We start from the raw sequence: 24,003 nt of genomic DNA on the forward strand, positions 1-24,003 counted from the left end.
CGCAATTTTACACCCGTCATAGCCTGAAAAAGTCAGAAAACCGATCATAGCGTGAGACGTATTCTATGACACGCTCTCCGACAAACTGAATTCAGGATTCGTTGATGCCGTTCAATAGAAATACTCCGTGACTGGCAAGAGGATCCTTCACTCACATCCCCCGTCCATCTGTTCGCCGAAGAAGCTGAAGATCGGCTTTTACAGGGTGTGGAAAGTAGGGAGGAGTTGTTTACTGCACCAGCAATCCGCCGTCGATAATGATCGGTTGTCCCATTACGTACGAGGCGTCTTCTGAGCAGAGCCAGACGACGGCGTCGGCAATTTCTTCTGGCTCACCGAGCCGTCCCGCAGGGATCCCTGCAGTGATGCGCTCTAACTCCTCAGTGTTGTCTTCGCCCGCCTGCTGGACCATTGGCGTGTCGATAACACCCGGACAGACTGCGTTGAAGCGGATTCCATCGTCGGCATAGTCGACCGTCGCCCGTCGAGTCAGCCCGATTACACCGTGTTTACTGGCAGCGTAGTGTGCGCTCCCGTTCGCGCTCACACCGGCAACTGAGGAGGTGTTGACGATGGCTCCCCCTCCCCGTTCGATCATCTCCGGTATTTCAGCTTTCAGACACCGCCAGACCCCCTTTAAATTTACGTCGATCATCTGGTCCCACTCCGCCTCGTCGTAATCCGCGAGGCGGGCACCCTCTTCGGCGATGCCGGCGTTGTTGTGTGCGAAGTCTATCCCACCATACTCGTCAATTGCTGTCTGTACCATCGCGGCGACCTCCTCTGAGTCGGTGACATCTGTCTCGACAAATGTCGCTTCGCCGCCGTTACTCTCGATCAGATCGACTGTCCTATGGCCGCCTTCTTCGTCCACATCGGCAACAACGACGTTCGCTCCCGCCTCGGCAAACCGAAGCGACGACTGGCGGCCGATTCCAGATCCACCACCAGTGACGACCGCGACTCCGTCTTGTATTCCGTTCATGATATCAACCGCCACGGCGTTAGACGTGGCACGTTAGCAACACACATTCCACTCTCATAGATTTATCCCCTGTGGCTAGCTCGTACCGCGTCTCGACGAATTAAGTGCGTTCTGACTCCTGATTCGGCGGAAAATATGCATTACAGACCCTGTGAACTACCCCACCCTGCTCGCGCTGACGCGCTCGCTGAGGGTGGGGCTTCCTGGTTCCGCGACGCGCTTTTTCACGGATGCTCGGCTTGCGCCGACCATCCGCGCAGGGAGCGCAGTCTCCGCAGGCGTGAATTCGGAGTGACCCACTCCTACTCGGCGGTGATGGCATGATTCATCTCGACCGCCTTTCTTGTCGGGCTCTAAGCCGAGACGATGAGTAACTGCCATCACACTTCCAGCCTTCGACTGGCAGTGTTGTAAATACCCGGCACAGAGTGAAACTGAAACGAAGACGGCGCTGTATCCCCTCCCTACTGCGCTCCTTGTCCGCTGGCGCGGACTGCGGTGCTCGTTGAGGAAGGGGGCTTAGCGCCTGCAATCAGCTAAACCCGCTATAGACGAATCATTTTTTCAATGATTTCGTAGCTTTCATACCTAACACTCTTTACAGTCGGTGGTGTATCTCTATTCAACGATGTCCATCGACCGGGACACTTTCGAGAACACGAGTGAGGACGAGCTCGCGGATCTTTCGGTTCCAGATCAGGTTCTCGGGTTTCTCGCCGCCAGCGAAGACCGGGCATTCAAAGCGCGCGAAATCGCATCCCAGATTGGCGTCGACGAGGGTGCAGTCAGCACCGCGCTCTCGCGGTTGAAAGGCCGTGGTCTGGTCGAACACAAGGCGACGTACTGGGCAGTGACTGACGACACTGAGCGCCTCAACGAATACAGCGGGTACGAACGAGCAACGGCTCTGTTCAACGACCAACTGGGTGCGGAGGACAAGGAATCCTGGCGCAAGCACGCGCCCAGCGAGCCTCATCCAAGCGTCGAGGACGAACAGTGACCGACGAAGAGAGACCGATTTTCGAGCGTGGCGACGTCGTCTACGGGGATGATCCGTTCAAAGGCGAGGAAGATGCTCGGCCCTGGCTCATTCTCTCGAATCATGAAGGCCGTCCGTTCCACGGCGAGCAGTATATTGCGCTCACGTTGACCTCAAAATCATGGTTGGATGGCCTCATCGACATTCCCGAAGAGAGTTGGCTTTGTGGTGGTACACCAGACGAAAGCCAAGTCGTCACATGGGGTGTGCAATCCATCGGCCAGGAGGATATCGATTTCTGGCAGGGACGTCTGGCGGATGAACTCGTCGATAACGTAACTAATGCTCTCGTCGACGAACTTCGGTAGTCACTTTCGAGCACTCATGTTCCTATGCGCGACAGCCACTCCTGACTGTAGTCCCAACTTCCAAGATTTCAGCAGTAGTTGAGACCGAGCGTCTCAATGCATATGGTATTCTGGCGCAGTTCATAAATAGTATGAAATCATAGTCTGGGATAGAACGATGGCACGAATCACCGGCTCATACCCAGATGATCTCGACCTACTCATCGAGGGTGCTGTTGAAGCTGGGGTGTTCGGTGGCAAGAGCGATGCGTTACGAGAGTTTGTGCGTGAATACTTCGAGGACCACGAGAAAGAACGTATTGCAGCAGCGGTCGCCCTCTACGAACGCGAGCGGATCACACTCGGTGATGCTGCGCGACTTGCCGATGTCGACCGCTGGACGATGCGTGACATCCTCCGCGAACACGGTGTTGAACTTCGCCTCGGGCTTGTTGACGAAGACGACGCAGCCTACGAGGTAGAGGCAGCACGCGAACTCGAATTCGATGATGAGGACTCGTCTGACGAGGAGTCACGTGCTAAATGACAGGTGACGATCTCCCAGCGAACCCGAGCGTCTTGAACACGACTGTCCTCTCGAATTTTGCGTAAATCGATTAACTGTGGGTAGTTGGAGGGCTCTCTGGAATCTGTACGGTACCAGTTGTTCGTGAGAAGCTCGAACACGGCGTTGATGACCATCCGTATCTCCAGGAAGCACTCGAGACGCTTGATGACGAAATCCCAGTCGCGACGATTTCGGATACTGTCGCAAACAGAGAAGCCGTTTTTGGTGGGCATCTCGACCCCGGGGAAGCACAGGCGTTCGCCCTTGCCGACGCACACGATGGTCGACTGCTGACAGACGACGGAGATGCCCGGTCGTTTGTGAAAGACCAGGGTGTGACCGTTGTCGGGTCGGTTGGCGTTCTGTTGGCTGCAATCGATGCTGGGAAGATCGATGAAGCCACTGCTGACAAGTGGATGTCGACGTGGATCGATGAGATTGGATACTACGTCCCGTATCGGACGATCGCCGAGTATCGGTGACGGGCTTGCTCGGAGTTCGAAACGCCTGATTAGTGTGACCCTGAACACGTCTATTACCAATGAGTAAAGCCGACAGACGGCTATCCGAAGAGAGTGAGCAACGGTTTCTGGACCTGTACGCCCATCTGCTGGTGTATGTCAACGACCGATTCGACGTCACCAAAGAGATCGAAACGGTTGCTGATCTGGAACAGCACTACACAGACGAACTTCTCCCGCTCCGAAACGCGCTCTACAAAGAGTCGACGACAGACCTAATAGAGGACTTCGTTGAAGAGAACCCTCCCGACCTGTCGGAGGCTGATCTCGAACAGGTCACAGCGTGGACTGATTTTGTCGCTGGAGAGTTCGTCGTCGTCCGCTATCGAGAGGACGATGCGATCTTCCTCGATTGGACAGAACCACCGAAAGCATATGCAGTCCGCCCAGCTCGACTTCCGTTCGCCGAAGTGTGGGACAAGTCCGAACTTCCAGTCCCAGTTTCGAGTGTCGTCCTATTGCCGTTCGAGGACCAGATCGTCTACGACGGGTGGATCGGGGTCAAGAACATCATCTTCGGGGGTTCCCTCAGTACTGACATCGATGACGAGTACGAAGAGGCCAAACATCGCTTCGGCATCATCAACTCGCTTCCAGCTCCCGAAGAAGACGAAAAGACGGACGCCGAGAAGTTGCGCTTCTATATGAAGAACAAGCGCAACCGAGAACGATACGCGTCGGAGATCGAGCAGTTGCGGGCGAAAACCGACGAACTGGAGCGGATTTACCACCAGGAAATGGGGAAGGCCCGAGCCCGCAGCTTGGGCCACGAACTGCGCGATTTGGGACTCAACGAAGCCTATGTAGCGATCTACGATGATCGGATCATCACTAGTGCCCCCTCCGAATCCGAGGTTCGCAAGCTACTCGAAGAGATTATGCCCGCTGGGAAGGTTGATCACCCCTACATCTATCACTTCGATCCCTGAACGAGAGTCAATAGCTTACGGCTGGAGTTGCGTAACAGTCGATGCGATTTCGCTTTTGCTCGGTTCACTTGAGAACTCGAATACTCTGTCTCCGACACCGAAGGCGTATCTCCGGTAGGAGATGTCGACGTGAATCCAGCATTCGACATCACTGTCTGTCGCCTCATACTCGGCTTCACCTGTATTCTCTCCGTGCTTCAGCACGTCGAGCAGGTACTCTTCGATACGTCGCGCATTCGCGATCCGCAAGAGATGGTCGGCAGCGACGTTGTCTAACACGTCTGCTGGGGTTCCGTATCCGTCCCCGACGAGATAGAACTCGCCGTCGTACTCGTGTGACTCTACCTGAACACGGAGTGCGTACGTATCACCCATATCGGTAATTTCGAAGAGCCACGTATCAGAGTGTCTGTTGAAGAGACGACCCGCTATTGGCCGCATCGTGAACAAGATTTAGTCGGAACAGCTCCCAACCACTGTATATGTCTTTCACCGCCAGCTGGCACACGCTTCTCGAGGAGCTCGACGACCTCCCCGAGAGTGCGACGCTTATCACGCCACTCTCCCATCAGCGATTTCGGATTACTGACGTGCAGGACGCTCGCGTCATCATTCAGTTCGAAGACAGAGACGAGACGTGGCCGCTACAGCGCGACCAGTTCGAAACGCTCTATCGACGAATCGAGGACGCCTCTGACGGGTTTGACCTTGACCGTCTCCCGCCGGATGCCGACCCATACCCGGCCGTGTGGAGTGTCCATCCACGATTCGAGGTCGATGAGGACGCTGGCATCATCACACAATCAGCGGTTGCGACGGCAACACAGGTGATGGGTGCAGAGCAGGAACCAACGGACGAGGAACGAACTGAACCCGACGGACTTGATGTCCACTCGGACACGCTCCTCCTCATCGATGCACTCGAACGTCACGATGTGACTGACCTCTCCGAACTGGAGACGGACGCGTTGGTGAATCTCTACACCCTGCTTTCGGATGTCCAGCGAGATGCTAACGAATTCCGCAAGGAGATAGCGGATGTCCTCCTCACTCGGCTCCATCACGACCGTCCGGTTTCCGGGCAGTATGGCTCCGTCCAACGGACAAGTCGCCGTAACCGCTCGCTCAAAGACGACGAGGAGGTGCTGGAACGCCTCGAGAACGCTGGCATCGACCGCGAACGTGTGCTGAGCGTCGACCGCTCGAAAGTCGATGAAGCGCTGGCAGTCACTACGCTCTCCGAATCCGATGTGTACGAAGTCGAAGAAAGTGAATACGTTCGCAAAGCGGAGGTCGATGAAGATGTCAAAGAGTCCCGATTGCAGGGGTTGAAAGACCGCCTTGCTGCCAGCAAGGACGATGAAGCGAACCAGCTCCGAGCGGAGATCGAGGAGCTCGAACAGCGTATCGACGATCTCACCAGTTTCCGCACAGGTACGGAGATGCAAGGATGACTGCCTACCGCTTTCGCGTCAAATTCGACCCCGACCCGACGTCGCTGTGGCGGGATATCGTCGTTGGAGCGGACAGAACGATCGCCGAATTTCAGTCGGCGATCAACCCTGCGGTCGGACTTGATCAGGGCCATCTCTGGTTCATCGGGGAAGATGAAGACTATTGGGACAGCGCCATCAAATACCAGTGCCCGCAGGAGTACGAGGAGTCGCTTGGTGGTGATCCGATATTGCGTACGGAACGGATTGAGAACGCTGACGAGGTGACGATCGGCGAGATGACCCGCCAGCTCGGTCTCGAACAGTACGATCGCATCTGCTATCTCTACGACTACGGTGATGAATGGCGGTTCTACGCCATCTTGAAGGAGATTCTCAGCGATGAGCCGAGTGACAAACCACCGGGGGTCGTGAAAGAGAAAGGCGAGTCCATCAACGACCAGTACGACGCGCCAGAAAGCGGTGAAAGCGACCTGCCCCTCCCTGACCCACTCTATTCAGTGCTCCCTGAAACTGCTGTCCCCGTTGCGGATCTTCGTGAGTTGGAAAAGCGAGATAATATCGCCCACGTCATTCCATTACTCAGTCTCGAAACGGGGTTCGGGGCGGTCTGCGAGCGGTTTGCAATTCAGTTCGAAAATAGGGGATACGTTCTAGAAAATTTTCAGCCGGGCTGGCAGGTCGTCGAGGAAGTAGACGGGATAGACAAGACGGAGGAAGAGCTCCTCGCGGCCCTTGCGGACGCAGTACGTGAATGGCACGCTGAAATCGCGGAGATGTCGGGAGCGATGACGGGACAGCATTTCGATGAGGAGACTGTCGAAGCGATGCACGTCGAACTGGAGGCAGAACTCGAACGCAAGGGATACGGCCACCTGTAACGTGTTCTCTTGACTGTCCGTCGGAAAAGACGAGTTCTTGTCTGTATCGTGTCCAGCATCTGGTAGTGGCACCAACCTGTGAGTCCCGTCGAACTGTCTTTCGTCAGGTCGCCCGAAAATCGTACCTTGAGTGGCCGGTGTATGATAGAGATACGAGAGCATACCCCCGCCTTCCCGTGAGTGACGAGTGTTCCGACGCTCTGTCGGAACCGAGGAGCGAACAGGCGGGGGTCGAGCGGACAGCATAGTGTGACAGTCCACCGTTTTCTTGCAGTGCCGGATTTCCCACAGTTTCACTTCCACTCTGGATGGCTGAGTTATATCGCGAGTCCAACCAAACAGTGTAGTACGGCACCGATGGGTGAGGTCACGAAAACGCTCGAACTGAAGCTTGTGGACCCGAACGTCCACAAGCGACAGAAGCTTCGTGAGACACAGAAGGCGTACCAGCAGGCACTTCAAGCTGCCTTCGCCGCTGGCTGTGACACACAGTCAGCGGCCAATGACGTGGTTGTCGAGTACGACCTGAGCGGCTACGCGAAAAACGCCCTCAAGCAGTACGTCCCACAACTCTGTGGGAACAGCTACGATGCCGACGAGCTTCACGACGACCACCCGGTGCGGTTCACCAACGATGGACTGCAACTCGACCACCAGCCACAGAATGCTATCGAGTGGTACGTCAAAGTCCCGCACCACGAGGATTACCACCTCTGGATACCGGCACGCGCCAATCCCGAACAGCGCGAGTGGCTCGAAGCGGTGTACGCAGACGACGCCGAGATGGGTGAAAGTCGGCTGTTCGAGCGGGACGGAACGTGGTATCTCCACATCACCGTTACCCGCGACGTGGAGGACAAATCTGAGGCGTCCGCCGACGAGCGGACGCCGCCAGACGAGTCTGGCGAGCCCTGTCTCGCTGGGCTCGACAGGACGCCGATAGGCGTGGACATTGGAGAAGCGAGTCTCGTCACGGTGTGTCACCGCGACGGCTCTGGTTCTCCGGTTCGCCCCGAACTGTGGGCCGACGACGGCAAGGCCGTTCGTCGGCTCCGCAAAACCTACTTCACCGCCAAGCAACGGCTTCAGCAGCGCGGCAGTGAGCGAATCGCGGAGTCCTACGGCGACTCGCTGTGGGACCAGATTGACGATGTGTTCCACCGTGTAACCCGCGAGGTCGTGGAGTACGCCGAGTCTGTCGAGAACCCAGTGCTGGTGCTGGAAGACCTGACGTACATCCGCGAGAACATGGACTACGGCGAGTACATGAATCGACGGTTGCACGGGTGGGGCTTTGCCAAGCTCCACGCACAGATTCGCTACAAAGCCGCCGAAGTGGGGATTCCCGTCGAGACGGTGAATCCCCGGAACACGTCGAAGGCGTGCCACGCCTGCGGTGAACACGGCTCCCGACCACGACAAGCGACGTTCAGATGCTCGAACGACGGCTGTTGGCTCGGTGAGTATCAAGCCGACGTGAACGGGGCGATAAACATTGCAGACCACTACCGTAGTGGAGAGAGTCACCGCCGAAGCGACCGGACTTCCCGGCAGAAGGCCGGTGACGATGACTCGGCTACGGATGGGGCCTCTTTGACTGGGCCACAAGACAGCCACACCGATGCTGACACCCAGCAGGAGACGTGTGGAACGTATGCGTCTTGAAACCAACAGGCCACAACGCTGGGCCTGAAATCCCGTGGTGGGATTCCTCCGCGTTCACGCGGAGGAGGAGGTCAATCAACGCCGCTGTACGACCGAAGCTCGTTGGCCGGACTGGAAGCCGATGTCCGTACCGTTTCAGAAGTGTGGTTCACCCACGACGTTCATGGCTCAGTCGAGCAGTTCGTCTGTACGTTCCCGCTGGCCTATTTCCGATTCGACCCTCACGATCGCTACGCGTACTCGACACGCTACGAGATGGCCACGCTCTTTCGCATGTTCCTGCTGAAAGAACTCCACGGGTGGGACCACGAGACAGCACTTGTCGAGTACTTGGAGCGTCGATCTGATATTTGTGGGGAACTATGCCTCAAGTCGATCCCCGATCAATCAACGCTGTGGCGCAGCTGGCACAAACGGTTCACTGCCGACCTTCGCAGTACAGTCGAGACAGCCGCGCGGACGATATTGGTCGAAGCCCAGAACGCGGGCGTCGCTGTCCCACGCGAACCAGAGCGACGCCTTTCGCCTCATGGAGACAAAGAGGACAAACCAGACCTAGACGATCAAGCGGTCCTCGACGAAGCGGCTATGATTACTGACCACGTCAGCCGCATCGTTTTTCCTGCGCTCTCGCTGGACCGAGGTGGGGGCCGTGAGATTCACGAGAACGCCTACTGGGGATTACAGACGTATCTGGGGCTTCGCGAGAATCTGGCTGCCAACGAGGGTGCTCGCAGCTTCGTCTACGAGTCAAACCGAGATCGGACACCGTTGGGCCACGCCCATCGCGACCACATCCGTGAGCTCTCCATTGCGAAGATTCGCGAGATGTACCGACAGGCCGTCGACAGGCTCTTGAACGAGGTAGCGGAGACAGAGCAGTTCTTTCGAGCTGGTATCGTCGCTATTGATATCACAGAAGCGGACCCGTTCACAGGCGATCGGACCGGCCTCGAGGATGAGATCATCGGAACGAAAGAGAACACCGACGAGTACGCCTATCAGTGGGCCACCATCCAGTTGGTAGGGAATGCCATCCCGATCGTGCTGGACGTGCGCCCGGTCCGAAAGGGAGAGACACGGAAGGAGATCGTCGACGACTTACTGGATTCGGCCCAGGAGTGCGTTCACGTTGATGAGGTGCTCATGGATCGAGAGTTCGACAGCCAGCACGTCCTCAAGGCCGTTTCCGAGCGTGGATTGAAATACGTCGTCCCAAAGCGGATGCAGACCAGCGAGAAAGCCCAGGCGAAACGCCTTCTGCAGCGGGACCAGGATTACTACGCCACTGATCGGAAGCTGCATCTGGGACATGACGAGTGGTGGCCAACGACGATGGTGTATCTGCGGAAAGAGAACTCCGAGCGAACGGATTACGGGCAGTACGCGGTGTTCATGACGAATGCTCAGGCTGGAGCGGTGAAGGAGTACAACTATCGCTGGGAGATCGAGAGCGGCTATAAGTCGATCAAGCGGTTCATGGCCGCGACCACGTCGAAGGATTTCGGACTGCGGTTCTTTTACTTCGCGTTCGCGTGTCTGCTCTACTCGATTTGGCGGGCGGTTGACCTGCTCGTGCAGGTCGAGTTGACCGGTGAGTACGAGTATTCACCCATCGTCACAGCCGACAATACACTGACGCTGTTGAAGAAAGAAACGGGAATCGGATAGTGAGAGGACTCTACCCGTGGTAGCGTGGCGTCTGAGTGGCTACACTATCCGGAGTCTCGGAAATACTCAGAATTTATTAGTATCTCAATAAGAATGCGCTTTTCGAGAGCGATCTGAGGCAGATACCACTCGTCGATTCATCTGAAAACATGCATCACAGCACCGCTAAACCTGCTGTAGTCTCAACTTCCAAAGGCTCGGTTTTGGTATAGCGATATGTAATTTACAGACGGCGGATTTGGTCTTTCAGGACTTCCAACACCGGAAACCGGCACTTCAGGTAGATGTCTGGTTGGTCGTGATTATTCTGGTAATCACGATCACTTTGAAGTACACCCGCGCCGTCGGTGAAGCACGAATGCTGCAATCGGCTCAGAACGGCGCTCCTCCCGGGATAGAGCCGCTGGAAGCGTCCTTCCATCTTCGAATCACGGATTGATGCGCGAGGTCTGCTTTCTCGACGGAAGCCTTATTATGAATTACCCATAATTCGTAGCTGAGATGGCGCAATCACCGTCCCGGTCGGGCCGACCACCGATTCAGCAGCTTCAGACGGTCGCCGACCTCCTCGAAACGCCGGCACTCGCTCGGTTGTACGCCTACATCCTACAACACGGTTCCGTGACTGTTTCCGAGATGGTTACCGAGCTCGACATCCCACAGGGGACCGCTTACGACTACGTGCAGAATCTCGAAACCGCTGGCTTAGTGGAGAGAACCCGTGAGCAGCGCCCGTACGAATACGATGCCGAGTCGATTGCACTCACACTCTCGACGGACGGCGAAACGCAAACGATTACGCCAGGACTAATCGCAGCCGTTGCCCACCGCGACGAGGACGAAGACATCGATGTCTACATCGAGCGCCATGGCCTTGACGGCCTCGCTGTCGCGCTTGAATACGCCTACGAGTACGTCGACGGTACAGTCAACCACCGAATTGCGTCCCGGGAACTCGATCTCTCACCGCTGGAAGCAGAGATCATCCTCCAGGCACTGGAGCCGGTTGCGACCGAGTACGCTGACGCAGCTGCATGACAACGGTGTATATCGCCGATACCGGCGTCTTTGTCCGATGTGGCGGCCCTGACAAGGACAAGTTTCAACGACTTCGTCGGGCACTTCGACAGGCGGGCGTCTCGTTGCGTATCCCACAGCGCGTCTACGAAGAACTTGGGGGCGATCCTGCGGCAGGCGAGTATCCATCAGGGGACATTCCCTATCCCGATGGATTCGAGGAGGGCTGGATTGTCGTCGCCGACGAACTCGACTACACTAATCCACTCGTTTCAACGGTGATGGACCAGGCACGTCGGTTCATCGCCAACGAGACCGGTCGCGACGAAGACATCACCGAGAAAGCAGACACGGCACTTGTTGGACTTGCTGCCCAAGTCCTCGACACAGAGAGGGGCGACCACGTTGTTCTCTTGACGACCGACAAACCGGCGGGGCGGGCGGCAGAAACGTTCCTTCCACAGCATGGCTTCAGTGATTGTCTCGAATTCCGGTACGTCAGCGTCGCATATCTCGAAACGCTCACAGCCGACGAATTCCGGTGATCAACGCCTATGATTCGATATAGAGCCACTCACCTCAACCTATATCAAGATGAGGCGTGAATCGGATAGTATGACCGAGGACGAATCGAATTCCGAGAGAGAGCTCTTGGAACGTCAGACCACGGGTGAAGACCGCGTGCGGATGGCCGCCCGACAGCTGTCGGAGCCGCGGACGGCCAATTGGATCGCCTCCGAAGCGGGCTGGTCACACGAGCCGACCAAGCGCGTCCTCGAACGGCTCGTCGACGACGGGATCCTCCACCGTGACGAGAGTGGTACGCACACGACGTACTACCCTGATTACCGCCGCCAGGCGATGCAGGAGGCGATGCGCCTCCGAGATAGCGGGCACACTGTCGAGGATCTCACGGACCGTGTCGCCGATATGAAGGCGCAGATCCGCGACTGGGAGGACGAATTCGACGTCGAGTCACCAAACCAGCTTCGCGGAACGCTCGCCGAGGAGGGTCTCGACGCCGACGAAGAAGACCGTCGCTGTGAGATTGCCCGCGAATGGGAACACCTCCAGCGGCGCATCGACATCGTCGGCTTCACCATCCGCGAATGGGAGTTTCTCACTCCAACGAACGAGCCTGCCGAGGCCAGTAGCTGACGGATGTCGGTCCCACATCCAGGTGGTGATCCGAACGCGAATCTCTATGCCCAGCTGAAGCGAGACGTCCCCGATCGTGTGCCACAGATCACGGCTGTCGAGTACGTTCCTGACGATATCGAGGCTAAACAGTTGCGGGCGATTTTTGACCCAGCCCGCCTTGATCCCCCGACGGGCTCTGATTTCCCGGAACTGACCGTCAAGTGGTATCGACAGGACCCTAACGATTGGTTCCGGGTCAACTATACCGACCCGAACACGGGCTTTCACGCCGGCTGGCATCAGGACGAGGACCATCCCGCTCTCGGACAGGCACATTTCCAGTACTCTGCTGCCGATACAGAGAATCGCTGGGGGATCACATTTGAACACGAAACTCCCTCGCTGATTCTCTGGGAAATCGTCGAAACTCTACTCGAAGAGGTACATCCAAAATACAATGCCGTGGGGACGAATAGCTCTCGATAAGACCTAATAGCATCTAATACAAACTAATACTTAGAATGCCTATCTCAAAAGACGAGTTCCGATCCATCGACGAGGATGGACCGTCGCTGCCCGACCTCGCGCCCGATACCACTCAGGGTGCGGTGTATCGCTTCCTCCTCGAGCACGCCGACCAGGCGTTCCGCCAGCGAGAGATCGTCGACGCCGTCGACGTGCCCGAGGGGAGTGTCGGCCCGACGCTGCAGCGCCTCAAAGAACACGGTCTTGTCGAGCACCGCGATCGGTTCTGGACGATTGCCGATGCCGAGCATGCGGCCGCGTCGGCAGGTATACACGGCGCTGCCACGGCCGACGACATCGACGGCGGGTTCTCCGACGACGACGTCGAGGCCTGGATGGAGACCGCAGTCGACCCTATCGAGTCGGAGACCGAACAAGACGACGAGGAGTCGTGATTCCGGATGGCTGATCGCGGAACCGTCGTCTGGGCACCCGATCCGTTCAAGACGGACGGTGGGAACCCTCGCCCGTGGCTGGTTATTTCCGGCAAGCGGATGCCATATCCCAACGAGGAGTGGATCGTCGTTGCGCTCACGACGCAGTCCCACCACGCCGGCAGCTTCGCCGTGCCAAGCGAGGCGTGGGTCCGTGGCGAACCAGGTCAGAAGAGTTTTGTGTTGCCATGGACGGTCGCCACGCTGAAAGATGACCTCCACGTCGTCGGCCGACAGGGTTCGGTCACCAACGAGTTCACCGAACAGGTTACGACGGCCACGATCTCCTACCTGGACAACTCGGAGGCTACTGACCCCACATGATCGACGAAACAACCGGCCAAGAGTCCGCAGTACAGCCGTTGCGGAGTTCCTTCGAGCGCTATCTTCAGGACAAGGGCAAGGGGCGTGGTGGCGACGGGGGGAACTACCGACGCAATGCGGCGCGCGAACTCGAACGATTCGCCGAGTGGGCCGCTGGCGAGCGCGGCGCCGACGATTGGACCGGGATCGTCCCTGACAACGTTGACCGCGAACCCAACTTCAAGGATCTCGACGAACGCGTCTTTCGGGAGTACGCCCGACATCTCAGCGGAGATCGAGGACTCAAGCAGAACACGGTACAAACCTATTATCGCTATATCTCTGCGTGGTGTGGCTGGTGTGTCAACGAAGGGTATCTCAAGGCCCACTATGCACAACGGGCGAGTGCGATGGCCCCGCTCCCGGAAGACGACGGCCGCAAGCCCGGCGACCAACAGGCTTGGACGTCCGAACAGCGCCACGAACTCACCCGCCACGTTGATGAACAAGCCCGTGACGCCATCGAGACGTACACGACACTGCCAGAGGATACTGACCTCCTCGACAAGCAGCGAGCGCGCTACGCGGCGCTGAAGGCGGCTCGTGACCGGGCGCTTGTGTTTGTCCTTGCGTACACCGCCGTCCGCGTCGGCGAACTCCTTCGGGACCCGAATGACCCGCGCCGGCGCGGCGTCCGCTGGGAAGACCTCTCCCTCGACGACGGGAGTATGGACGTCTACCGGAAGAAACAGCAGTGGGACGCCGCCAGTCTCCCCGACCCGGTGATCTCGCCGCTACGGAGCTACCGCCAGCTGATGGACCCGCCGACGGAGCGGTGGCCGGTGTTTCCGACGTTCGACCAACGGACGCTCGCAGAGCTCGTGCAGGAGGAGCTAGCCGACCGGGGGGAGCAATCGGAGGCAATTGAGGAGCTACGTGATGAGTACGCTCGCGATATCTTATTGGCACTCGATGAGGACATCCACCCGCTGTCGATCACGACGGACGGCGCCCGCTCGATGCTCCAGCGACTCACGGAAACCTCGGAGGTCGACATCGACCATCCGAAGCACGACTATCTCGCACCCCACGGTGGTCGTCGGGGGATGGGAGAGGTTCTGGTTCGGGCATTCGGGTACACCGTAGCAGCCCGTTACCTCGACAACTCGGAGGAGATGGTTCGTGAGCGGTACTCCCACATCGAAGCTGGTGAGTTGGGTGATGTCGCTACTGAGGCACTCAACGAGATCGATTCTCTAACCCCGCAACCCTCTGAGTGAACCGCCTCGGGGTCAAGCCCCGAGGCACTCGGCCTGTTCCGCCTGTAGAACGGCCGGGATTGGATATACTCTTGATCCTGTACCGAGCCACCTCTCACTAGAAAAGCCTCTGTATTTATCTTTCCGGTGAAGTGAACGCCGAGGAGGGGCGACACACCGACTGGTCTTTGATTTATATGGGAGGAGTTGGAACTGGCGGAGTAGGAAAAAGAAAGGTACCGCAGGAAGCACCGCTGACCTTGGATGCTTCTCTGCGGCCCAGTGGCTTAAGCCTTTCCCCAAGTAGAGGCATCTCTGTCTCTCTGGGAGGCGGTCATTGGGCACGAGGGGTTTGCCTCCCCCAGTACCGGAATTTGGCCGCCTGACCATGTCAATCGAGCCAAAATCCACGACCGGCGGAATCGAGAACAGCAACGACCTGCCACATGCACCGTTTGAGCTCGTCGAGTCCGGCCGGGCGACGAAGCGGGCACAGCATGTCGTCGCGACGATTGAGAACGACCCTCAACTAGTGTCTGACCGCATTGCTGCGTACATTTCGGGGGAAGTCAACGCCGAGGGCGTGCGACACACTGACTGGTCGCAAATCCTCCGGTACTCTGGCGGGCGTCTGGTCACACTCAGCGAGACGGCAACGGGGCACTGGAGTTCAGATGGGGCCCTCGCAAGCGCGTCTACCACGCCGCTGGCTTTGCTGGTGGCGAGGCAGCAGCAGGCCACGACCCAGAGTGGGTGCGCGAAGAAATGAGCCCCCACGAAGCTGGGCAAATTCGCTGTGCCCCGCGTTTCATCCACGAGTCCGAAGTTCGGTTCTTAGATATCCCCGAGACGGAACCAGAATATGAGCTAGAGCAGCATCCCTTGGTCACTCTCTCCGCAGGCAGCGATGACTGATACGCAGGGATCGAAATACGCGCTGGTGGGATGCTCGGAGTGCCGGCATCTCTTTATAGTGGAGGATATCCACAGCTCCGAGAAGGTCGCGTGTCCTCGGTGCAGCCACCGCAAGTCGGCAGGGATGTATCGCGTCCTTCACTCAGGAGACGAACCTCTCGTCGTGCAGGAAGCTCGGAGCCAGCGCCTCCGCGAACGAGCGACTCGAAGCGGCGATATCCACATCGAAATCGGTCCCGTCTGGGAGGCAGAACAGGAGATCGACCTCGGGAGACACCAGAGCGAGAACACAGCACAACGACGCTCGCAAAGGGTGTCGGCCGCTCGGCAGTATGCAGCTATCAGAGAAGAAGGTGGCGAACACCCGGAGCCAGAGATTGCCAGCAATCGACAGTTACAGCGCGGTAAAAGCGTGTCGCAGCCGGGAATCGAAGAGCTATCCCCGAGTGAGACTCCCCCGTCAGATGCGGTTTACCTATCCACGCCCATCAGCTTTTATATCGTACTCATTTACAATAGAATGGGAAGTGATAATATGAGTGATTGGAAAAAGAAACAGAATTCAAACAACAATTCGGAGGAGGGTGAATCAGAATCCGCGCGCGTTCTTACTCGAAGTAAGGTCGGGGAAAAACTCTCAATCGCAGGATTCGGTGATGTTTTAGTACTCTCTCACGAGGCCGCAGATCAGGTGTTGACACCAGCACGCCGCGAGATAATCAAATCGTTGGCAGCGCATGATGCCTCTTCGCTTCGGGAATTAGCTGAAATAGTCGATAGAAACCCGGGTAATATGAGTCGTGATATGAAAGTTCTCGTCGCAGAAAATATTATCCGCTACGTTGACGAAGGGAAATCCAAACGTCCTGAACTCAGGCATGACACAATTATCAGCGAGCCACTTATTACCTCTGAGATACCGGTTCAGCAAGCCACAAAAAGTAATTTTGAGGCTAACGGCGAATGTCGGTCGGATGAATAATACGGACGAATGATTGTGACAATTCATTATGCTCCGTTGAACGTCGACGCCCTCTGCGAACTCTATCATTAATTTCAGGGGGCTTGAATGCCGTCTCAGGAGCCTTGCACGGACGTATCGAAGCTTGCCACGTACCACGTACAGGAACAAAACGAACCCGCCGCGCATGGCGCGGACGGGTACGCCAAATCAACGAGAATCGCACTCCTTCTACTCAAAGAAGAGGTTAACAAACCGCTCCGGCAGTTCGAGGACTATCTGAACGAGATGCCTGGAATCCTCGATCTATTTGATCTTGAGAACTCTTCTGATCAATCGTCTTTCAGCGTATGGGACAATAAATGTCCCATTCAAGAGTTGTGCCGCCTGCTCCGCCGGTCAGCGGAGCAGGCAGGACTGTCGGGAACTACGTCGGTTGATGCCAGTGGCTTCCAGCGCGATCAAGCCAACTCACACTACCGCAATCGCGTTGGCTACTCACTCGATGCGATGAAGACAACACTGCTTGTTGATACGGGCTCACTTGCTATCATGGGCGCTCATTTCACGACGAAGAAATCCTATGACGGCCATATTGGACTGCAGGTCTTTCAGCGCACTGTCGAAGACCTGCAGGTCTTACTGGCTGACAAGATGTACTCAGGGGGTGATCTCTGAGAAGCCTGTCGTGAATCGTCAACCCGACCAGTGATCAAACACTGCGAACAAAACTCCCGCAGGAAAGCTCACAACGCCAGAATTGACGATAAAGAGACCATCAACGGTCAATGTGTGAGAGCGTCTTTGCGATCCTGAAGGACGACGGCGACGAGATTCACTCCCGGATTTAGCCGTGCCAACTCCAGGAGCTCACGCAAAAGTGCATCGCACACAATATCCCGTGTTGTCGCCGTATATCCGACCGCACACAGGAACTCCAATATCGCTTTGGACCGTGGTTGGAGCTCCTTCGCTCTGCTAGCCACCCACTCTTCGTCGAGGACAGTTCGCTCATCAGTGGTTTCCGTCTGCTCTCCTTCAGCATCCATACTAATTGTTCTCGGAGAATGGTATTTAAACGTGAGATGAGCTCCATCCCAACTGGGAAACAAACGCTCCTCGAACTGGCTAAGATGCGTACCACCCACCCCTGTAGTTACGTGTGAACCCCCGAATCTCGTTCCCAATATGGCCTGTTCTCACCCCGCTCAGACACGCGTGAAATTACACCCCATATCAAATTCTATATGTGTATTCTAAGCCATTCTAAGGGGGGTAATTCCAACCATCTCAGAGTGAGACGTTAAATGGCGATTCTAAGCCATTTTAAGGGGTAAGACCCCCGAAAACGCACGAAGCCAGATTATGTGTCTTTACCCGCGGATTCTAAGCCATTCTAAGGGGGGATGGGCACTCCGCAACTACTCCCCAATTGGGGGTACATCATACCGAGAAAGAGAGCAACCATCGAAACTACCAGAGAATCGGTCGAACTGTCTACTGAAATCTGCTGACCACCTATCAAGATTATTAACATGCTCTGGATAAGGGGTACGAGCAGAGACAGAAGACCAGTCGAACTTCTCTCTGAGAACCTGGAACACAAACCGGAACTAGACAGACCGGAACACGAACCGAGTCGAAACACTCGGAACACGAACCGGGTCTAGACAGACCGGAACACGAACTGGCTCTAGATGAGCCTGGAACACGAACCGGGTCTAGACAGGAGGAGACCCAACAGCGAAAGACGGGCGCTCCGCTGGAAGAGGGTGACAGAGTCTACGAGGACGCGAACACGAGCTCCGGCGACGACAGACTGGGACCACTACCGTCAGCACAATCGAGCCAACAGGCTCTCCGACGAGAAGGGGGCTTTCCACGATAGCCAAGCCCGCCTGTCTCTCGAACTCTCTACTGCCCTGGCATCTGTATCCACTTGGTGAGCGTCGACGTCGCGCTCGTCGGCGGGGTGCGGCGGGTGTCGCGGTCGCCCCGGTAGGTCCCCCTGCCTCCCCCTGGGGGTGCCGATTTGAGGCTCAGAAAAACTTTCAATCCGGCTTGCGCGCAATAAAGCGACAGTGGACCCGCGAAAAACGCTGACACCCAATATTTACACAGATAACGAGGGCATGAGATGGCGGTGAGTTCCTACGTGTGAAACAAGAGTGGGTGTCCACAGTGATACCACACTGGTCCCTGTCCAATACCAGAACGGTCTCTGCGCTTATGTCTGCTGAAGGGCGACAAACCAGTCGAGAACAACACCACTGACTTCGGATTTCACGACCGTACTCTGGAAGTTCCGACTAAGTGGGCTTCCCGCATCGACGGACTCTTGGGCCACGTGGCCAGGTACTCACTCTTGAGCTTTGTGAGAGAGATTGACGCAGAGGAAATTCATTTCGTACACGGGGGGCAATCCGCCTCAGAAGAGCTCTAGTCATTCTTATCCGACAACACCGACGCGGCCGCAGTCACGGTCCCCAAGTGCCTCGACACGATTTCTGTCGATAGCACAGGGGCCGTCATCGACTCAGAAGACGCGATTGAAGATCTCACACGCAAACAGGCTCGCCTTGCCGATGAACTAGACACACTCTCGGCTCAGATTGAGGCGCTCGAAGAAATTGAATAGTATCCGTTACCACGAAAATGAACCACGCTAGGCAGAAACAACAGAGACTCTAGTCCTCGTCAGAACTTTCTTTCTCGTCATCACCAAGACGTTCGCTTGGCTCGTCCGGTCTATGGTCGGGGTCGGCCAAGTTCCCCTCCTCCTGTGCCTGCTGGATTTCATCATCGTCGTTCGTGAACTGCACCGGGCCACCCTCCACCACGCCTATCTCTCGGTCATCCGAGGTTTCTTCTAACATCTGTTCAACTCTTTCTTTGGCCGTTTTTTCGTCGTCATCGCTCATACCGTTTCTTTCGAGTCCCTCTGTGTTAATCTGTTCCCTCGAATTAGAGACTTCGCTCATATCTAGTAGCAGGGCTTTCGGATTTGTAACTGATCTACCTCTTATAATGTTTCTTTACTTCTCGAAGAACTCATCGGCTCGCTTATTTTCGGGAATCTGTTTTGCTAGTACCCCAGCAGTAAACTATCTCGGCTGGCACAACCTCTACCAGTACAGCCTGACCAAAATCGAGTTTATGAAGGGCGTCCTGTTCATCAACGAGGTCGCCGTCATCGGCTATCGCGACCCGCGACCGGACTGACGGTGTCCGACCTGACTGTTTGTCGGCGCCGGGAGGCGTGCAGCGCGCGACAGCGTGCGCTGCGGGACTCACCATGCCTGGTCGCTATCCTCACGACGATACGAGTAGTGACTACGAACAGTCGGAGAAAGCATAGCTTGGCCAGGACCACGACGCCGCCCGGGTTGACACGACGGACATCGACTACGCGACGGCTCAGCGCCTGGTCAACGACCTCGTCGACGCGGACATCCCCACTCCGGTTGCTGAGGACCAAGTCCTGGTTCACGAGCCGAGCGGCAGTGCATTCGACTCAACGACATAGCTTGCCGTCTTCCACCGTGGCTGGACGGCCGGCCGCGACGCCGACGGGGAGGGCGAGTGATGCAGCAGACCCTCGTCGGCTGTGCGTTCTGCGACGCCCCGCCCGGTACCGAGACTGGCGAGGCCCACACTAGGGGGCAGGACGAGCGGGTCTCCCACCCGATCTGCGTCGACTGTGCGATTCAGATGGAGCCGAATCCCGACGAGCGCGATCACGTCGCCTGTGACGGCTGTGGGCTGGTCGTCGACACGCTCACGGCACTCACGCGATTCCGGGTCGAACTCGGGCATCTGGAAGGCCCGTTACAATTGTGCGCCCTCTGTAGTCCGGGCGGACTTGCGACATACTGGACGCGCACTCTCGAGGAGCATCTCGTCGCGACGCCGGCGGAGTGATTCCATCTCTCGGTACGGAAACTCACTACCCAAATTGAGCTACCCACCGCTAACCTCGCTCGTCGACGACCGCATCAAGGACGTGACGAACCAACTGACTGGCTACATTTCCGCCTGAAAATCGCCGCTTGTCGTTGCAACTATCATCCCGTCAGTACGTCCGTATCCGTTGATTCCGAGCTGTTGCAGTCCGTGACGCCCGCAGCGGCATCCCAAACACGTTTTACTGATTCGCTGTAAACTGTAATTAGAATTGTGGAACACACCTCGAACCACGCCAACGGAGACATCGTTCAGGACTTCCTCGTGGTCGCTGACCTCCTCGCAGAGCCACAGCTGGCCCAGTTGTATGCGTACCTTGCTCGGGAGGGTGAGGCAACCGTCCAGGATGTGATAGACGACCTCGAACTTGCTCAGGGAACCGCCTACAGCTACGTCAACCGGCTCGTCGACGCCCGCGTCATCGACGTCACCGACGACGAGCAGCCCCGCCGGTATGCTGCCCACGAAATCGACCTGACCGTGACGACGGCCGCCGGCGACCGCGAGTACACGATCACGCCGGCGCTCATCGACGCCGTCGGCCGCCGTGAGACGGACGCCGACATCGACACCTACATTGACCGGCACGGCGTCGCCGGCCTCGCGACCGCGCTCACCTACGCCGTCGCCCGCGAACGCGGCGAAGTGACCCACCGGCTGATGGCCGACGACCTCGATATCTCCCCGCTGGCCGCGGAAATGATCCTCCAAGCGCTCCGGCCCGTCGTCCATGAGCACTACGACATCGAGGCGGCAGGGGCAGGACTCGACGAGTTGGATATCGACGACGGCGACACGGCTGACGACGTGTGAGCCGGCTCCACATCGCGGACACCGGCCTGTTCGTCGCGATGGGGCAGCCCTCGAATTGCCGCTATCAGGCCGTTCGGCGGTTCGCCCGCCGGAACGACATCACCTTCTTCCTGCCCGAACGGGTGTACGAGGAGCTGACCATCGACGACCAAGATGTCGAATCCCCGCCCGTCGACACCGCGATCGACGAGGGCTGGTCGACAGTTGCGTCACCGCTGGAATTCTCCGAGCCCGTCGTCTCGCGGGTGATGGACGGCGTCCAGCGATATATCGCGAACGCCGACGACCGACCCGCCGACGAGGTCGAACGGGCGGACGCGGCCCTCGCCGCGCTGGCTGCCCAGCATCTCAGTGCAGGGACGGCGACGGAGGCAAACATCTACACGACCGATATCGCGGCCGGTGAAGGGGCCGAAACCGTGCTCGCGAGTGAGGGATACGGTGACTCGGTGACGTTCGTGAACGGGTTCCGATTCATCGAAGCCCTGGTTCCGAGTCGTAGCTGAGGGATAGGGACAGAAGGAGACGCATCATACAAGGGTTTGTCGTCGCTCAGCATCCCACTTATTCGATCCCCAGTACCATCGCTACAAGAGCGACCAGAAATAGACCAGCGACAACCGTCGCTTCGAACCACGAAAACGCAGAAGATGCAGCTAACCCCGCTTGAAGGTCACTGGCAGCACCAACGAGTGCGCCGCCGATGAGCACGAGTACAAAGAGGCCAACAACGAGGCGAACATCGATCTGACCACGTTGGCTGGATGCTGTAGTATCGTTTTCTTTCCATGGACGTAGTGATTCTCCAGTCAACCGCCAATAGACGACGTATTCAGTAACAATCGTAGCAAGCTGTGTTCCACCCCCGACGAACCACGCTGCTCCACCACCACCCGCGATGGCGTATCCCCACACGAGCAGTACGTTCGCAAAGGGGTCGACCGGCGTTGCTGCGAGTGCTGTACTCAAGCTCGTGAAGATGAGGGCAAACCCGGTGAGGAGGATATACATTCCCAGTCGGCGGGTCATTGCAAACTGGTCTCGGATTAGGTCAAAGGCGTGAACAAGGCGGTCGATTTCAGGCGGAACTACGTCTCTCCGTTCATCTGGATGCAGATCCCAAACGAGAACGCTGCCGATTTTCTGTGACTGGACTCGATTCTCGAGTTCGAGCTCGTCTAATCGGTTCTCGACGCCCTGTCGAGACATATCTACTGCATCGGCGATATCCTGCGTTCCCATCGCGATACGGTCGTTCTCACGGAGGACGTTCAGGATCTGCTCATCTGGAACCTCCTTTCGGTCATTCGTCGAGACGAGGTCGACGAGAAGTGAGCGTAGTGTCATACAACCTCCGAGATGACGGCACCGGCTGCAGCTGCAGCGGCCGTTACGAGGACAACGATACCGACGAGGACATAGACGCTCCCCCAGAAGCTGAGATCGATCAGCCCCGTCGTACCCAGAGCGCTTCCGAACAGGAGGAAAATGAATCCCCCGCACACTAGCGCGATAGCGCCCTCGGCGGCATCAAGCAGGTCACTCATCTGGACATCACCCGGTTATGATTCGAGTACGTTAATCGCATCGTTCAGTAACACGTACATTCCGGGGGTAAAAAGGTCATATCGACCGTTTTCGTGATTTTACGGTCTGGATTGGACTGGGGATAGACGAAGTGGCTCTTTGCCCCTGCAAACACCATGTTGGTCTAGAGCAAATCGCACGAAGTCAGCGGGATAGACTTTTCAACACTCATTGATGAAAGCCCTCGGCTGCTCGACGACCCGCGACCGCACGAGACTCCGTCTCGTATTGGTCCCTGGCTAGTCAAGGTCGTCAGGCCCGTGGTAGACGAGGTCGGCATCTTCGGGGAGGCGTGGCTGGAGCTGGATGAATTGGCGGGCAGACATGTCGTCGCCGTCGAAGTCGGTGAAAAAGTCGATGAACGTGTTCTTCTGTAGCCGTCCATCGATGTCGGACGGTTCGACTTGGCGGATTTCCTGCAACCCGTCGCGGTATTCGTGCGTGGGGAGGTTGGTGTGGAGCCAGAAGATGAGGAGGAATTCGTAGAATTCAACGAATACGCTACGTTCACCCTGGAACGTGGGGTTGACGTCCCGCATTTGTTCTTTCAGTTCTGGGTTTGTTTCGACGAGGGCGGGGAAGGCGATTTCCGCCATCTGCTGCGGGTAATACTGTGTTGTCATTGGGAAGGCGGTGCCCTCTCCGACGAGATAGAACAACGGGGCGTGGATCCGCTTTGTCAACGTGGTCTGCGGGCGGTACTGCTCAAAGATGAACACCCCTGACACGATGAGGATGAAGACGCCGAGACCGGCCGTGATCCACGACGTATCAAAGCCAAGTATGGGAGCGAGGTAGGTTTCAAGGAGTGCTGGGATACCGGCGGCGATCAGGCTGACACCCAACGCCAGAAGGACCCCAGTAATCGCGATGACTTTGATATTCCAGATCTGTTTCCGCGCTTCCTCCGTTGTCGAGAAATCCTCGAATTCCCTGGTTGGCTGACGATCCTGACTCATACCCGTCTATCCGCTCATTGGTTTCACCAAGCGTACGTGTTTAGCCCCAGACTGATTTCGATAGTCTCTCGTAAGAGCCACCCAATTGGTGCCGTAGATCGATGCAGCAGGCAAATGAATGCACCTT

The 24,003-nt window shown here is 57.1% G+C and carries 28 protein-coding genes and 4 pseudogenes; 24 read left to right on the top strand and 8 right to left on the bottom strand.

The features are described from left to right. Positions 1 to 229: 229 nt before the first annotated feature. Positions 230 to 985 carry a glucose 1-dehydrogenase gene (locus BLR34_RS15300; RefSeq protein WP_092704602.1) on the bottom strand — a complete coding sequence of 252 codons (756 nt, stop codon included), beginning with the start codon at positions 983 to 985 and terminating at the stop codon, positions 230 to 232. 628 nt (positions 986 to 1,613) lie between these two features. On the opposite strand from BLR34_RS15300, the gene BLR34_RS15310 reads away from it, so the two are divergent. From BLR34_RS15310 to BLR34_RS15330, 5 genes and pseudogenes are all read left to right on the top strand, one after another. Further along, positions 1,614 to 1,985, top strand: a complete 372-nt coding sequence (locus BLR34_RS15310) for a MarR family transcriptional regulator (protein ID WP_092704606.1) — start codon at positions 1,614 to 1,616, stop codon at positions 1,983 to 1,985. Continuing rightward, positions 1,982 to 2,332: a type II toxin-antitoxin system PemK/MazF family toxin gene (locus BLR34_RS15315; protein ID WP_092704608.1), complete on the top strand. Its 351-nt coding sequence runs from the start codon at positions 1,982 to 1,984 to the stop codon at positions 2,330 to 2,332. Before BLR34_RS15310 ends, BLR34_RS15315 begins: the two co-directional genes overlap by 4 nt. Before the next feature lie 157 nt (positions 2,333 to 2,489). Beyond that, a complete protein-coding gene (locus BLR34_RS15320; RefSeq protein ID WP_092704610.1) occupies positions 2,490 to 2,858 on the top strand; it encodes a UPF0175 family protein in 369 nt (122 codons plus the stop codon). Next, positions 2,855 to 3,361, top strand: a pseudogene (locus BLR34_RS17645) (twitching motility protein PilT). The gene BLR34_RS15320 and the pseudogene BLR34_RS17645 overlap by 4 nt, the downstream one beginning before the upstream one ends. Positions 3,362 to 3,420: 59 nt before the next feature. Continuing rightward, complete coding sequence (locus BLR34_RS15330) at positions 3,421 to 4,329, top strand: hypothetical protein (protein WP_092704612.1); 909 nt, start codon at positions 3,421 to 3,423, stop codon at positions 4,327 to 4,329. 15 nt (positions 4,330 to 4,344) lie between these two features. Here the strand turns inward: BLR34_RS15330 and BLR34_RS15335 are convergent, their stop codons facing one another. Further along, a complete protein-coding gene (locus BLR34_RS15335) occupies positions 4,345 to 4,704 on the bottom strand; it encodes a hypothetical protein (RefSeq protein WP_092704655.1) in 360 nt (119 codons plus the stop codon). 107 nt (positions 4,705 to 4,811) lie between these two features. Between BLR34_RS15335 and BLR34_RS15340 the strand changes: the two genes are divergently transcribed. The 13 genes and pseudogenes from BLR34_RS15340 to BLR34_RS17710 all read left to right on the top strand — a co-directional run. Further along, entirely contained in the window at positions 4,812 to 5,783 is a 972-nt protein-coding gene (locus BLR34_RS15340) for a DUF7983 family protein (protein WP_092704616.1), read from the top strand. Beyond that, positions 5,780 to 6,664: a DUF7964 domain-containing protein gene (locus BLR34_RS15345; protein WP_092704618.1), complete on the top strand. Its 885-nt coding sequence runs from the start codon at positions 5,780 to 5,782 to the stop codon at positions 6,662 to 6,664. The genes BLR34_RS15340 and BLR34_RS15345 overlap by 4 nt, the downstream gene beginning before the upstream one ends. 357 nt (positions 6,665 to 7,021) lie before the next feature. Continuing rightward, on the top strand, positions 7,022 to 8,329 hold the full coding sequence (locus BLR34_RS15350; protein WP_092704620.1) for an RNA-guided endonuclease InsQ/TnpB family protein: 1,308 nt from the start codon (positions 7,022 to 7,024) through the stop codon (positions 8,327 to 8,329). A gap of 18 nt (positions 8,330 to 8,347) precedes the next feature. Then, on the top strand, positions 8,348 to 10,000 hold the full coding sequence (locus BLR34_RS15355) for a transposase (RefSeq protein WP_368086104.1): 1,653 nt from the start codon (positions 8,348 to 8,350) through the stop codon (positions 9,998 to 10,000). A 501-nt stretch (positions 10,001 to 10,501) separates the two neighbouring features. Further along, positions 10,502 to 11,038 (top strand): DUF7437 domain-containing protein, encoded by a 537-nt coding sequence (locus BLR34_RS15365; protein ID WP_092704624.1) that lies wholly within the window; start codon positions 10,502 to 10,504, stop codon positions 11,036 to 11,038. After that, positions 11,035 to 11,562, top strand: coding sequence for a PIN domain-containing protein (locus tag BLR34_RS15370; RefSeq protein ID WP_092704626.1), 528 nt, complete (start codon positions 11,035 to 11,037; stop codon positions 11,560 to 11,562). The genes BLR34_RS15365 and BLR34_RS15370 overlap by 4 nt, the downstream gene beginning before the upstream one ends. 70 nt (positions 11,563 to 11,632) lie before the next feature. Continuing rightward, a complete protein-coding gene (locus BLR34_RS15375; protein ID WP_092704628.1) occupies positions 11,633 to 12,175 on the top strand; it encodes a DUF7342 family protein in 543 nt (180 codons plus the stop codon). Positions 12,176 to 12,178: 3 nt separating this feature from the next. Beyond that, entirely contained in the window at positions 12,179 to 12,643 is a 465-nt protein-coding gene (locus BLR34_RS15380) for a hypothetical protein (protein ID WP_092704630.1), read from the top strand. 35 nt (positions 12,644 to 12,678) lie between these two features. Then, positions 12,679 to 13,077, top strand: coding sequence for a MarR family transcriptional regulator (locus tag BLR34_RS17285; protein WP_218120914.1), 399 nt, complete (start codon positions 12,679 to 12,681; stop codon positions 13,075 to 13,077). 6 nt (positions 13,078 to 13,083) lie between these two features. Then, positions 13,084 to 13,440, top strand: a complete 357-nt coding sequence (locus BLR34_RS15390; RefSeq protein WP_143414182.1) for a type II toxin-antitoxin system PemK/MazF family toxin — start codon at positions 13,084 to 13,086, stop codon at positions 13,438 to 13,440. Beyond that, a complete protein-coding gene (locus tag BLR34_RS15395) occupies positions 13,437 to 14,699 on the top strand; it encodes a phage integrase SAM-like domain-containing protein (protein WP_092704632.1) in 1,263 nt (420 codons plus the stop codon). Before BLR34_RS15390 ends, BLR34_RS15395 begins: the two co-directional genes overlap by 4 nt. A 367-nt stretch (positions 14,700 to 15,066) precedes the next feature. Further along, the gene (locus tag BLR34_RS15400; RefSeq protein ID WP_092704634.1) at positions 15,067 to 15,447 is read left to right on the top strand and encodes a hypothetical protein; all 381 of its coding nucleotides are present in this window, start codon (positions 15,067 to 15,069) and stop codon (positions 15,445 to 15,447) included. Between the two features lie 138 nt (positions 15,448 to 15,585). Further along, a pseudogene (locus BLR34_RS17710) lies at positions 15,586 to 15,717 on the top strand (DUF5817 domain-containing protein); the annotation flags it as partial. Positions 15,718 to 15,735: 18 nt separating this feature from the next. Here the strand turns inward: BLR34_RS17710 and BLR34_RS17715 are convergent. Continuing rightward, positions 15,736 to 15,870, bottom strand: coding sequence for a hypothetical protein (locus tag BLR34_RS17715; protein ID WP_281240911.1), 135 nt, complete (start codon positions 15,868 to 15,870; stop codon positions 15,736 to 15,738). Between the two features lie 258 nt (positions 15,871 to 16,128). Here BLR34_RS17715 and BLR34_RS17150 point away from each other — a divergent pair, with 258 nt between their 5' ends. Together BLR34_RS17150 and BLR34_RS15410 are read left to right on the top strand one after the other, a co-directional pair. Next, positions 16,129 to 16,575 carry an HVO_A0114 family putative DNA-binding protein gene (locus BLR34_RS17150; protein ID WP_176765351.1) on the top strand — a complete coding sequence of 149 codons (447 nt, stop codon included), beginning with the start codon at positions 16,129 to 16,131 and terminating at the stop codon, positions 16,573 to 16,575. Positions 16,576 to 16,642: 67 nt separating this feature from the next. After that, positions 16,643 to 17,402 (top strand): annotated as a pseudogene (locus BLR34_RS15410) (transposase); the annotation flags it as partial. Here the strand turns inward: BLR34_RS15410 and BLR34_RS17155 are convergent. Both BLR34_RS17155 and BLR34_RS15415 read right to left on the bottom strand, forming a co-directional pair. Continuing rightward, entirely contained in the window at positions 17,340 to 17,603 is a 264-nt protein-coding gene (locus tag BLR34_RS17155) for a hypothetical protein (protein ID WP_176765350.1), read from the bottom strand. The pseudogene BLR34_RS15410 and the gene BLR34_RS17155 sit on opposite strands and share 63 nt — an antisense overlap. Before the next feature lie 1,638 nt (positions 17,604 to 19,241). Continuing rightward, positions 19,242 to 19,475: a hypothetical protein gene (locus BLR34_RS15415; protein ID WP_143414184.1), complete on the bottom strand. Its 234-nt coding sequence runs from the start codon at positions 19,473 to 19,475 to the stop codon at positions 19,242 to 19,244. Between the two features lie 374 nt (positions 19,476 to 19,849). On the opposite strand from BLR34_RS15415, the pseudogene BLR34_RS17430 reads away from it, so the two are divergent. The 4 genes and pseudogenes from BLR34_RS17430 (at position 19,850) to BLR34_RS15440 (ending at position 21,836) form a co-directional block, all read left to right on the top strand. After that, positions 19,850 to 20,080, top strand: a pseudogene (locus BLR34_RS17430) (hypothetical protein). A 59-nt stretch (positions 20,081 to 20,139) separates the two neighbouring features. Then, a complete protein-coding gene (locus BLR34_RS15430) occupies positions 20,140 to 20,475 on the top strand; it encodes a DUF7558 family protein (protein ID WP_092704642.1) in 336 nt (111 codons plus the stop codon). Between the two features lie 255 nt (positions 20,476 to 20,730). Beyond that, positions 20,731 to 21,330 (top strand): DUF7437 domain-containing protein, encoded by a 600-nt coding sequence (locus BLR34_RS15435; RefSeq protein WP_092704644.1) that lies wholly within the window; start codon positions 20,731 to 20,733, stop codon positions 21,328 to 21,330. Beyond that, positions 21,327 to 21,836, top strand: a complete 510-nt coding sequence (locus tag BLR34_RS15440; RefSeq protein WP_092704646.1) for a PIN domain-containing protein — start codon at positions 21,327 to 21,329, stop codon at positions 21,834 to 21,836. Before BLR34_RS15435 ends, BLR34_RS15440 begins: the two co-directional genes overlap by 4 nt. A 58-nt stretch (positions 21,837 to 21,894) precedes the next feature. Here the strand turns inward: BLR34_RS15440 and BLR34_RS15445 are convergent, their stop codons facing one another. The 3 genes from BLR34_RS15445 to BLR34_RS15455 all read right to left on the bottom strand — a co-directional run bounded on the left by BLR34_RS15445 (position 21,895) and on the right by BLR34_RS15455 (position 23,876). Further along, on the bottom strand, positions 21,895 to 22,677 hold the full coding sequence (locus BLR34_RS15445; RefSeq protein WP_092704648.1) for a winged helix-turn-helix domain-containing protein: 783 nt from the start codon (positions 22,675 to 22,677) through the stop codon (positions 21,895 to 21,897). Beyond that, positions 22,674 to 22,877 (bottom strand): hypothetical protein, encoded by a 204-nt coding sequence (locus BLR34_RS15450; protein WP_092704650.1) that lies wholly within the window; start codon positions 22,875 to 22,877, stop codon positions 22,674 to 22,676. Before BLR34_RS15450 ends, BLR34_RS15445 begins: the two co-directional genes overlap by 4 nt. A 279-nt stretch (positions 22,878 to 23,156) precedes the next feature. Then, on the bottom strand, positions 23,157 to 23,876 hold the full coding sequence (locus tag BLR34_RS15455) for a hypothetical protein (RefSeq protein WP_092704653.1): 720 nt from the start codon (positions 23,874 to 23,876) through the stop codon (positions 23,157 to 23,159). Positions 23,877 to 24,003 lie beyond the last annotated feature (127 nt).

This window comes from Halovenus aranensis, from assembly GCF_900100385.1.
Taxonomy (GTDB): Archaea; Halobacteriota; Halobacteria; order Halobacteriales; family Haloarculaceae; genus Halovenus; species Halovenus aranensis.

Bases quoted from the DNA above. Each gene is read 5' to 3' on its own strand.
- BLR34_RS15415 (WP_143414184.1), bottom strand. From the start codon at position 19,475: ATGAGCGATGACGACGAAAAAACGGCCAAAGAAAGAGTTGAACAGATG.
- BLR34_RS15350 (WP_092704620.1), top strand. From the start codon at position 7,022: ATGGGTGAGGTCACGAAAACGCTCGAACTGAAGCTTGTGGACCCGAAC.
- BLR34_RS17285 (WP_218120914.1), top strand. From the start codon at position 12,679: ATGCCTATCTCAAAAGACGAGTTCCGATCCATCGACGAGGATGGACCG.
- BLR34_RS15390 (WP_143414182.1), top strand. From the start codon at position 13,084: ATGGCTGATCGCGGAACCGTCGTCTGGGCACCCGATCCGTTCAAGACG.
- BLR34_RS15340 (WP_092704616.1), top strand. From the start codon at position 4,812: ATGTCTTTCACCGCCAGCTGGCACACGCTTCTCGAGGAGCTCGACGAC.
- BLR34_RS15455 (WP_092704653.1), bottom strand. From the start codon at position 23,876: ATGAGTCAGGATCGTCAGCCAACCAGGGAATTCGAGGATTTCTCGACA.
- BLR34_RS15365 (WP_092704624.1), top strand. From the start codon at position 10,502: ATGGCGCAATCACCGTCCCGGTCGGGCCGACCACCGATTCAGCAGCTT.
- BLR34_RS15430 (WP_092704642.1), top strand. From the start codon at position 20,140: ATGCAGCAGACCCTCGTCGGCTGTGCGTTCTGCGACGCCCCGCCCGGT.
- BLR34_RS17155 (WP_176765350.1), bottom strand. From the start codon at position 17,603: ATGGATGCTGAAGGAGAGCAGACGGAAACCACTGATGAGCGAACTGTC.
- BLR34_RS15395 (WP_092704632.1), top strand. From the start codon at position 13,437: ATGATCGACGAAACAACCGGCCAAGAGTCCGCAGTACAGCCGTTGCGG.
- BLR34_RS15450 (WP_092704650.1), bottom strand. From the start codon at position 22,877: ATGAGTGACCTGCTTGATGCCGCCGAGGGCGCTATCGCGCTAGTGTGC.
- BLR34_RS15445 (WP_092704648.1), bottom strand. From the start codon at position 22,677: ATGACACTACGCTCACTTCTCGTCGACCTCGTCTCGACGAATGACCGA.
- BLR34_RS15380 (WP_092704630.1), top strand. From the start codon at position 12,179: ATGTCGGTCCCACATCCAGGTGGTGATCCGAACGCGAATCTCTATGCC.
- BLR34_RS15400 (WP_092704634.1), top strand. From the start codon at position 15,067: ATGTCAATCGAGCCAAAATCCACGACCGGCGGAATCGAGAACAGCAAC.
- BLR34_RS15375 (WP_092704628.1), top strand. From the start codon at position 11,633: ATGACCGAGGACGAATCGAATTCCGAGAGAGAGCTCTTGGAACGTCAG.
- BLR34_RS15300 (WP_092704602.1), bottom strand. From the start codon at position 985: ATGAACGGAATACAAGACGGAGTCGCGGTCGTCACTGGTGGTGGATCT.
- BLR34_RS15370 (WP_092704626.1), top strand. From the start codon at position 11,035: ATGACAACGGTGTATATCGCCGATACCGGCGTCTTTGTCCGATGTGGC.
- BLR34_RS15320 (WP_092704610.1), top strand. From the start codon at position 2,490: ATGGCACGAATCACCGGCTCATACCCAGATGATCTCGACCTACTCATC.
- BLR34_RS15335 (WP_092704655.1), bottom strand. From the start codon at position 4,704: ATGGGTGATACGTACGCACTCCGTGTTCAGGTAGAGTCACACGAGTAC.
- BLR34_RS15330 (WP_092704612.1), top strand. From the start codon at position 3,421: ATGAGTAAAGCCGACAGACGGCTATCCGAAGAGAGTGAGCAACGGTTT.
- BLR34_RS17150 (WP_176765351.1), top strand. From the start codon at position 16,129: ATGAGTGATTGGAAAAAGAAACAGAATTCAAACAACAATTCGGAGGAG.
- BLR34_RS15345 (WP_092704618.1), top strand. From the start codon at position 5,780: ATGACTGCCTACCGCTTTCGCGTCAAATTCGACCCCGACCCGACGTCG.
- BLR34_RS15310 (WP_092704606.1), top strand. From the start codon at position 1,614: ATGTCCATCGACCGGGACACTTTCGAGAACACGAGTGAGGACGAGCTC.